The organism is Palleronia sp. (genome assembly GCF_042089775.1).
Lineage (GTDB): Bacteria > Pseudomonadota > Alphaproteobacteria > Rhodobacterales > Rhodobacteraceae > Palleronia.
In genome coordinates this window covers 1-6,572 of the sequence record NZ_JBELKF010000132.1, presented here as the reverse complement: position 1 = coordinate 6,572, position 6,572 = coordinate 1, and the positions used below count along the sequence as shown (strand labels likewise).

The following is a 6,572-nucleotide window of genomic DNA, read 5'->3' as shown; positions in this document are numbered from 1 at the left end:
GAACTCTGGGGGCGTCATGGACCTTCTCGTCTGGATCGGCACGATCCTTTCCTGCCTGGGCCTTCTGGGGCTGGCCTACTGCATCTTCGAGGCGCTGCGCGCCCGCCGGGCCGGTCTGGAAGAGGACGCGTTGCGCGCCCGCCTGCAGCGTCTGGTGGTGTGGAACATGGGCGCGCTGCTCCTGTCGGCGCTCGGCCTCATCGTCGTGGTGGTCGGACTCCTCCTCGGGTAAGGGCTTGTTCCCGCGCCGCGTGGGCGGCACAACGTTGGCGAGCACACAGCCGAGGGCCGCAATGGATATCCGCCGCATTACCGACCGTTTTTCCGTCAGCCCACAGATCCGGCCCGAGGACGTGCCCGTCCTGGCCGAGGCCGGGTACACCCGGGTCATCTGCAACCGCCCCGATTCCGAGGTGACGGGAGACGAGACCTCTGCCGCGATCGAGGCCGCCTGCGCCGAAGCGGGCCTGTCCTTCCACGTCATCCCGGTCGGCCACGCCGGCATGACCACGGACCTGATCGCCCAGCAACGCGAAGCGATCGACACATCCGACGGCCCGGTTCTCGCCTATTGCCGCTCGGGGACGCGGTCCTGTCACGTCTGGGCGCTTGGTCGCGCGGGAGAGATGGACGTGGACGAGATCATCGCCGCCGGCGCTGAAGGTGGCTACGACCTGACTCCGATGCGCGAGACTCTGGGCGCCCTGGAACAAGCTCGGCGAGGCTGAAGCCGCTCATTGGCGTAGCCGGACAGGGCGTTTCGGCCGCGGTTGTCGTCGGCAGCGCGTGCTTGCCGGGCGTCGCTTCCCGACCGTGTCCCACTCCGGCGTCGCATCGCAAACACCTGGCGGCCGCGTCCGTATCGTCGAGCCGCGGGACTAGCGCATTTGAAGCTCCCGCTCCTGCGCTACATGAGAAGGCCGCCTATTTCGACTTCCGCGGCTGCGGCTTCGAAGACATCATCTTCTTCGTCAACGGGCGGCTCCAGGCGAACCGCCTTCCGGCCTGCCGACTGACCCAGCCGACCCGTCGCGATGCAGACGCCGCCCGGACCGAGCAGGCGGATCTTGCCGACCTGGCCGCGCGGAAGATTCACGCAGTCGCCGACACGCAGCGCGCGCAAGTCTGCAAAGGTCAGGGTCGTCCGGCCCAGTTCGGCCTCCAGCGTGACTTCGCTTGGCATGATCCGGCCCTCGAACCGCACGGCCCAGTCCGGCGTCGACGCGCCTTCGGACAGGGCTGCAGCCGCGGCGGCTTCGGTTGGCAGGATCAGGTGCATCGCACCGCCCCGATGCTCGTCATCGGGAAATGTTATGCGCGAACTCCAGTGGTCATGGGTCTCGTCGGGCAGCGCCAGCACGATATCGCGCGGCTTCGCCAGAGGCGCGGCATAGCAGAACCCGGTAACGGCGCCGGTGAGCTTCAGCTCGTTCACCATTGCCTCGTGGGTAGAGAAAATCCGGTCGAACGTATCGGCAATAAGCGCCGCATCGGTGGCCGAAGGCGTGCGGGCCCGAGGTGCGCGCTTGCCAAGCCGCCCTGTCGTCGTCTGTTCGATCATCGCGACCAGGGGCCCCGGATCCAGCAGCAGCACGCCTGGTCCCGCACCACTGTCAAGCAGGACCGCAAGGGTGCCTTCTCCCATCAGCGCCGCCGCCTTCTCGGGCTGAATCGTTTCGCGCGTGGGCTTCTCGACCTCGGCCATCAACCCAAGGCCGCGCGAGAAGCCGTGCACGATCGCTCGCCGCAACACCCGCTCTGCGCTTGGCAGCGGGGGTGCGTCTTGCCTGATCGCACCGATCTTGCGGCGCAGGGGCGATTGATCTGTCATGGTCGGGATGGGTTCCGTCGCGGCCTTTCCGTTCGATACCCTCCCGAGTCTTACCCAATCGTGAATCCCTGCTCATTCAGCCGCGCGCATCCGCGCCGCGGCGCGCGGCACGCGCACCCGAAACGCCGCGCCGCCCTGTCCCGGCAGGTACGAGATCGACCCGCCGAGGCGCGTCATGATCTCGCGGCAGATCGCCAACCCAAGCCCCGCGCCGCCCGCGGCCCGGCTGTCGCCCCCGCGCGAGAACTTTTCGAAGATCATCTCCTGCTCGGCCGTCGGGATTCCGGGGCCATTGTCCACAAAGTCGACCTCCGCCACATCGCCGTCGCGCCGGACCGAGATCCGCAGCTGCGGCTCGGGCACCCGCGCGTACTTGCGGCAATTCATCACGAGGTTGATGAACACCTGCGTCAGGCGGTCGCCATCCGTCACCAGCACCGTGTCCAGCGCACCCTTGCGCTCGATCCGAAGCGGAGCACCGCCGTCGCAGGCCTGAATCGCCCGGTCAAGGATCACGTCCAGCCGCTCCTCGGCCATGCGCAGGCTCACCTGCCCCGATTCCAGCACGCTCAGATCAAGGAGATCGTCGAGCAACCGCGTCAGCCGCAGCGCCTCGTCGTGGATCACGCCGGCAAAGCGGGCGCGGTCCTCGTCCTCCACCTCGCGATCGCGCAAGATCTCGGAGAACGACCGGATCGACGTCATGGGCGTGCGCAGTTCGTGGCTGATCTGGGACAGGAAGGCATCCTTCTACACCGACAGGCGCGTCATCTTCTCGTTCGCCTCGCGCAGCTGCGCCGCCGTCCGGGCCAGTTCCCGGCTCTGGGTCTCGAGGCGGGCCGAATATTCCATGATCTGCGCCGTCTCGTCCGCCACGCGCATCAGTTCCTCGACCGAGACCGCGCCGCCCCCCGTCATCTGCCCCAGCATCGCATGCGCCGTCGCACCCCCGACCGATCCCGCAAGTTCGCGTTCCAGCCGCTCAAGGAACTCCTGCGTGGGGTCGGGCAGGTAGCCCAGCTTGCCCTGCCGCATCGCCTCGGCCCGGAACAGCGCCTGCGCCTCGGCTGGCCCGAGGATGCGCTGCGTCATGACCAGCAGGTCCTCGGCCTCGACCTGGGTGGGCTGCCAGCCGCGGGCACCGGGACCGTTGCGGAAGACGTTGACCATGGCCGCACCCTGCAGCCGCTCGATCGGGCTCGGGAATGTCACCAGCGACAGCAGGATCAGTGCGCCGGTGTTGAACAGAAGCGACCAGCAGAGCGTGTGCAGGATCGGGTCGATCCCGGCGATGCCGAACAGCGCTTCGGGCCGCAGCCAGCCAAGGCCGAACGGACCCTCGCTCATCACCGCGTCGGGCAAGCCTCCGGCGAAGGACGGCAGGAACAGCGTCCAGATCCAGATGGCGAGGCCCAGAGACAGCCCCGCGGCCGCGCCGACCCGCGTAGCCCCCCGCCAGAACAACCCGCCGATCAACGCCGGCAGTACCTGCGCAATCCCCGCAAACGAGATCAGGCCGATGGAGGCCAGCGCCTCGCCGCCGCCCGACAGGCGGAAATACAGGTAGCCGAGCGCCAGGATGCCCACGATCGAGATGCGCCGCGCCCGCAGCGCCACGTGCCGCACGTCGCCCGACACGAACGCTCCCGCCGGTCCCGACCGCAGCCAGATCGGCATGACGACGTGGTTCGAGATCATCGTCGCCAGCGCGATTGCCGCCACGATCACCATGGACGTCGCGGACGAGAACCCGCCAAGGAACGCCAGCAGCGCAAGCGCCTGCTGGTTCTCGGCCAGCGGCAGGGTCAGGACGTAGAGGTCGGGATTGCTGTCTGCCGGCAGTCGCGCTAGCCCGACCGCCGCGATCGGCACCGTGAAGGCCGACATCGCGAAGAGATACAGCGGAAAGGCCCACGAGGCCGTGGCAAGGTGCCGCTCGTCCGAGTTTTCGACCACCAGCACCTGGAACATGCGCGGCAGGCAAAAGAACGCGGCGCCGGCAAGGAAGGTCAGGCCGACCCAGCGGCCGGGACGCAGCTCCCACGCGGCAATGGGCGAGGCGTCGATGGCCGCAAAAGTTCCGGCCGCACCGCCCGCCATGACGAAGACGACGAACGCACCGACCGCGATGAAGGCAATCAGCTTGACGATGGCCTCGGTGGCGATGGCAGCGACGATGCCGTCGTGGCGCTCGTTCGCGTCGAGCCTGCGGGTTCCGAACAGCACGGCGAACACCGCCAACCCCGCCGCGACCCAGAAGCCGATGGCGCTCAGGTCCGGCGTGTCCCCGTCGAGCGCGGCGAAGACGGCAAAGGACAGCGTCACCGACTGAAGCTGCAGGGCGATGTAGGGCGTCGTGGCAATGACCGCGAGCGCCGTGACAAGGCCGCCCAGCAGGTTCGACTTTCCGAAGCGCGACGAGATCAGGTCGGCAACGGACGTGATCCGCTGCGCCCGCCCCACCCGGACGAGCTTGCGCAGAAGCCCCCACCAGCCGATCAGCACCAGCGTCGGCCCGAGGTAGATCGTGACGAACTCCAGCCCCGACCGCGCCGCGTAGCCGACCGCGCCGTAGAAGGTCCACGCGGTGCAGTAGATCGACAGCGACAGGGTATAGACCGCCGCCCCGCCCCTCAGCCAACGTGCCCCGCCCCGCGCCGCCAGCCGTTCGGCCGCGAAGGCAACGGCGAAGAGGAACGCGGCGTAGAGGATGCAGGCGCCGAGGATGACGTCGAAGGCGGGCATCTCAGCGCGTGGCGTCGCGATCGTCGCGCGCCGCCTCGGCCGCCCGCGTCAGGGGCCGCGCCAGACCCGCCGCAACCAGGATCAGGACGAACCAACTGCCGAAAAGATAGAGCCCGCTCCGCGCCGTCGTGCCCCCCGGCCCCGCGGCCCATAGAAGCGGCAACATGAACAGGATGGTCCCGAGGATCGGCAGCAGCCGCGCGGCGTCGGACAGGCGCCGGCGCCGATAGCTGCGGCGTTCGAGGAACGGCGGATCGCGCGGCGCGCTCACGGCGTCTCGGTCGGGCGCCGAGCGAGATCGCGCACCGCCTCGATCATCTCGGCATTCGAGAACGGCTTGACCATGAAGATGTCGGCCCCGAGCCGCAGCGCCATCTCGCGCTCTTTCGTCTGCCCCCGCGCGGTCAGCATCAGCACCGGCAGCGCGCGCAGGTCGGGGTCGCCCTTAAGGTCCTGCAGGATGTCATAGCCCGAGCGGTCGGGCAGCATCACGTCGAGGATCACCACGTCTGGCGCCCGATCGCGCACGGCCTCGACGGCGCCCCGGCCTTCGCCGTGGGTCGACACCTGCCAGCCGTCACGGGCCAGCACGAAGCGGATCGCCTCAATGATGTTGGGCTCGTCCTCGATCAGAAGAACGCGCTGCCTGTCGGTCACGACCGGCCCTCCTCCCTCTGCCCCTCGCCGTATCCCCCCGCGACTGGGCTGCTGAGACTATGGCCGCTGCGGCACGGGGTTGTCAAAACGCTTTACAGGATCGCCGCCTCGCGCCGGGCCGCGCATGGATCACGCGGGCAAAGGCGGCAGGTAGAGCCGACGGTGGGCGCGGAATCCTCGCCCGGTTCGGGCAGGATCAGCATCGTGATCCGCGCCACCAGCGGGCCGCCGTAGCCCTCGGGGTGGTCGATGTCGGCGGCGCACCACGTCTCTACGGGGCGGCTGTCGGCCCCGAACTGGCGCAGCACGTCGCGCCGGGGCGCCTGCGGCATCAGCAGCACCTGGTAGAGCGGCCAGAGGCTGCAGGGGGCGCCGTAGCGCGGCATCTCGAAACCCGGAACGGGGCGACGGAACAGGACGGCACCGGACCCGTCGCACTCGACAAGGCCCACGGGGCCGCCGACCGCCGCCGCAGACAGCCGCGCGATGGCGCGCATGACCCGCCCCGCCGGCTGTCCCAGCGACCGCGCCAGTGCCAGCGGGTCGCGCACCTGCGCCAGCGCCGCGACAAGCCGATCCTCGGGCATCGCGGCGCGGTCCGCCCGCACCTCGGCCAGATAAAGGTCGAGCGCCCCCCGGCCGCGATCGCTGAGTCCCTCGGCCTCGCCCTCTTCGTCCCCGGTCACGCGAAAGTCGCGTGCGGCGAGCCACGCCTCGACCTCTTCCTGCGGGCTGACGGCATCGCGGGCCGTGCCTTCTCCGGCGGTCAGGTAGCTCGCCAGCCCCTGTGCGCTGCGCGCCAGCCGACGGCTGTCCTCGTCCACGTTGCGGTGGAACCGCGCCAGCCATTCCTCGGCAAGGTTGCCATCCTTGAGAATCGCCGCGGTCGAGCGGATCGACGTCGCAGCCGACAGGATGTCGTGCACCGAGGCCGACAGCACCGGGTCATGCGCCATCCGGTCGCCCAGCTCGGCCACCTGTCGCTCCAGCGTGGCGATGCGGTGCGCCTGCGCCCCGATCAGCGCCGACCATCCGGGAAATTCTGTGGTCAGCCGCTCGACGCGCCCAGTCTCGGCCGGCGGATCGCTCGCCAGCGCCTCGGCCGCGCGCCGCAGCGCCCGGTCGAGCTCGGGCCCCGCCCCCTCGGTCAGTGTGGTCGTGTCGGTGTCGAGCGCGCGGGCGATCTGGCTGAGCACCCGGCCGCCGATCCGCCGTTTGTCGTGCTCGATCAGGTTCAGATACGACGCCGAGATCCCGGCACGCCGCGCAAGCTCCGCCTGACTCATGTCCCGGTCCGCTCGGCGCGCCCGGATCCGTGCCCCTGCGCCCTGCATCTGCC

The 6,572-nt window shown here is 69.6% G+C and carries 6 protein-coding genes and 1 pseudogene; 2 read left to right on the top strand and 5 right to left on the bottom strand.

The features are described 5' to 3' along the window. Together ACFDS3_RS18320 and ACFDS3_RS18315 are read left to right on the top strand one after the other, a co-directional pair. Positions 1-232 (top strand): hypothetical protein (locus ACFDS3_RS18320; RefSeq protein WP_375263790.1); only part of this gene is annotated, 232 nt, incomplete at its 5' end. 61 nt (positions 233-293) lie between these two features. Continuing rightward, positions 294-728 carry a TIGR01244 family sulfur transferase gene (locus tag ACFDS3_RS18315; RefSeq protein WP_375263789.1) on the top strand — a complete coding sequence of 145 codons (435 nt, stop codon included), beginning with the start codon at positions 294-296 and terminating at the stop codon, positions 726-728. A gap of 179 nt (positions 729-907) precedes the next feature. On the opposite strand, the gene ACFDS3_RS18310 is transcribed toward ACFDS3_RS18315, so the two are convergent. The 5 genes and pseudogenes from ACFDS3_RS18310 to ACFDS3_RS18290 form a co-directional block, all read right to left on the bottom strand. Next, the gene (locus ACFDS3_RS18310; protein WP_375263788.1) at positions 908-1,831 is read right to left on the bottom strand and encodes a FliM/FliN family flagellar motor switch protein; all 924 of its coding nucleotides are present in this window, start codon (positions 1,829-1,831) and stop codon (positions 908-910) included. A 72-nt stretch (positions 1,832-1,903) separates the two neighbouring features. Continuing rightward, a pseudogene (locus ACFDS3_RS18305) lies at positions 1,904-4,576 on the bottom strand (ATP-binding protein). 1 nt (position 4,577) lies between these two features. Continuing rightward, positions 4,578-4,847 carry a hypothetical protein gene (locus ACFDS3_RS18300; protein WP_375263787.1) on the bottom strand — a complete coding sequence of 90 codons (270 nt, stop codon included), beginning with the start codon at positions 4,845-4,847 and terminating at the stop codon, positions 4,578-4,580. Next, positions 4,844-5,233 carry a response regulator transcription factor gene (locus ACFDS3_RS18295; protein WP_375263786.1) on the bottom strand — a complete coding sequence of 130 codons (390 nt, stop codon included), beginning with the start codon at positions 5,231-5,233 and terminating at the stop codon, positions 4,844-4,846. The genes ACFDS3_RS18300 and ACFDS3_RS18295 overlap by 4 nt, the downstream gene beginning before the upstream one ends. A gap of 92 nt (positions 5,234-5,325) precedes the next feature. Continuing rightward, positions 5,326-6,572 (bottom strand): helix-turn-helix domain-containing protein (locus ACFDS3_RS18290; RefSeq protein ID WP_375263785.1); only part of this gene is annotated, 1,247 nt, incomplete at its 5' end.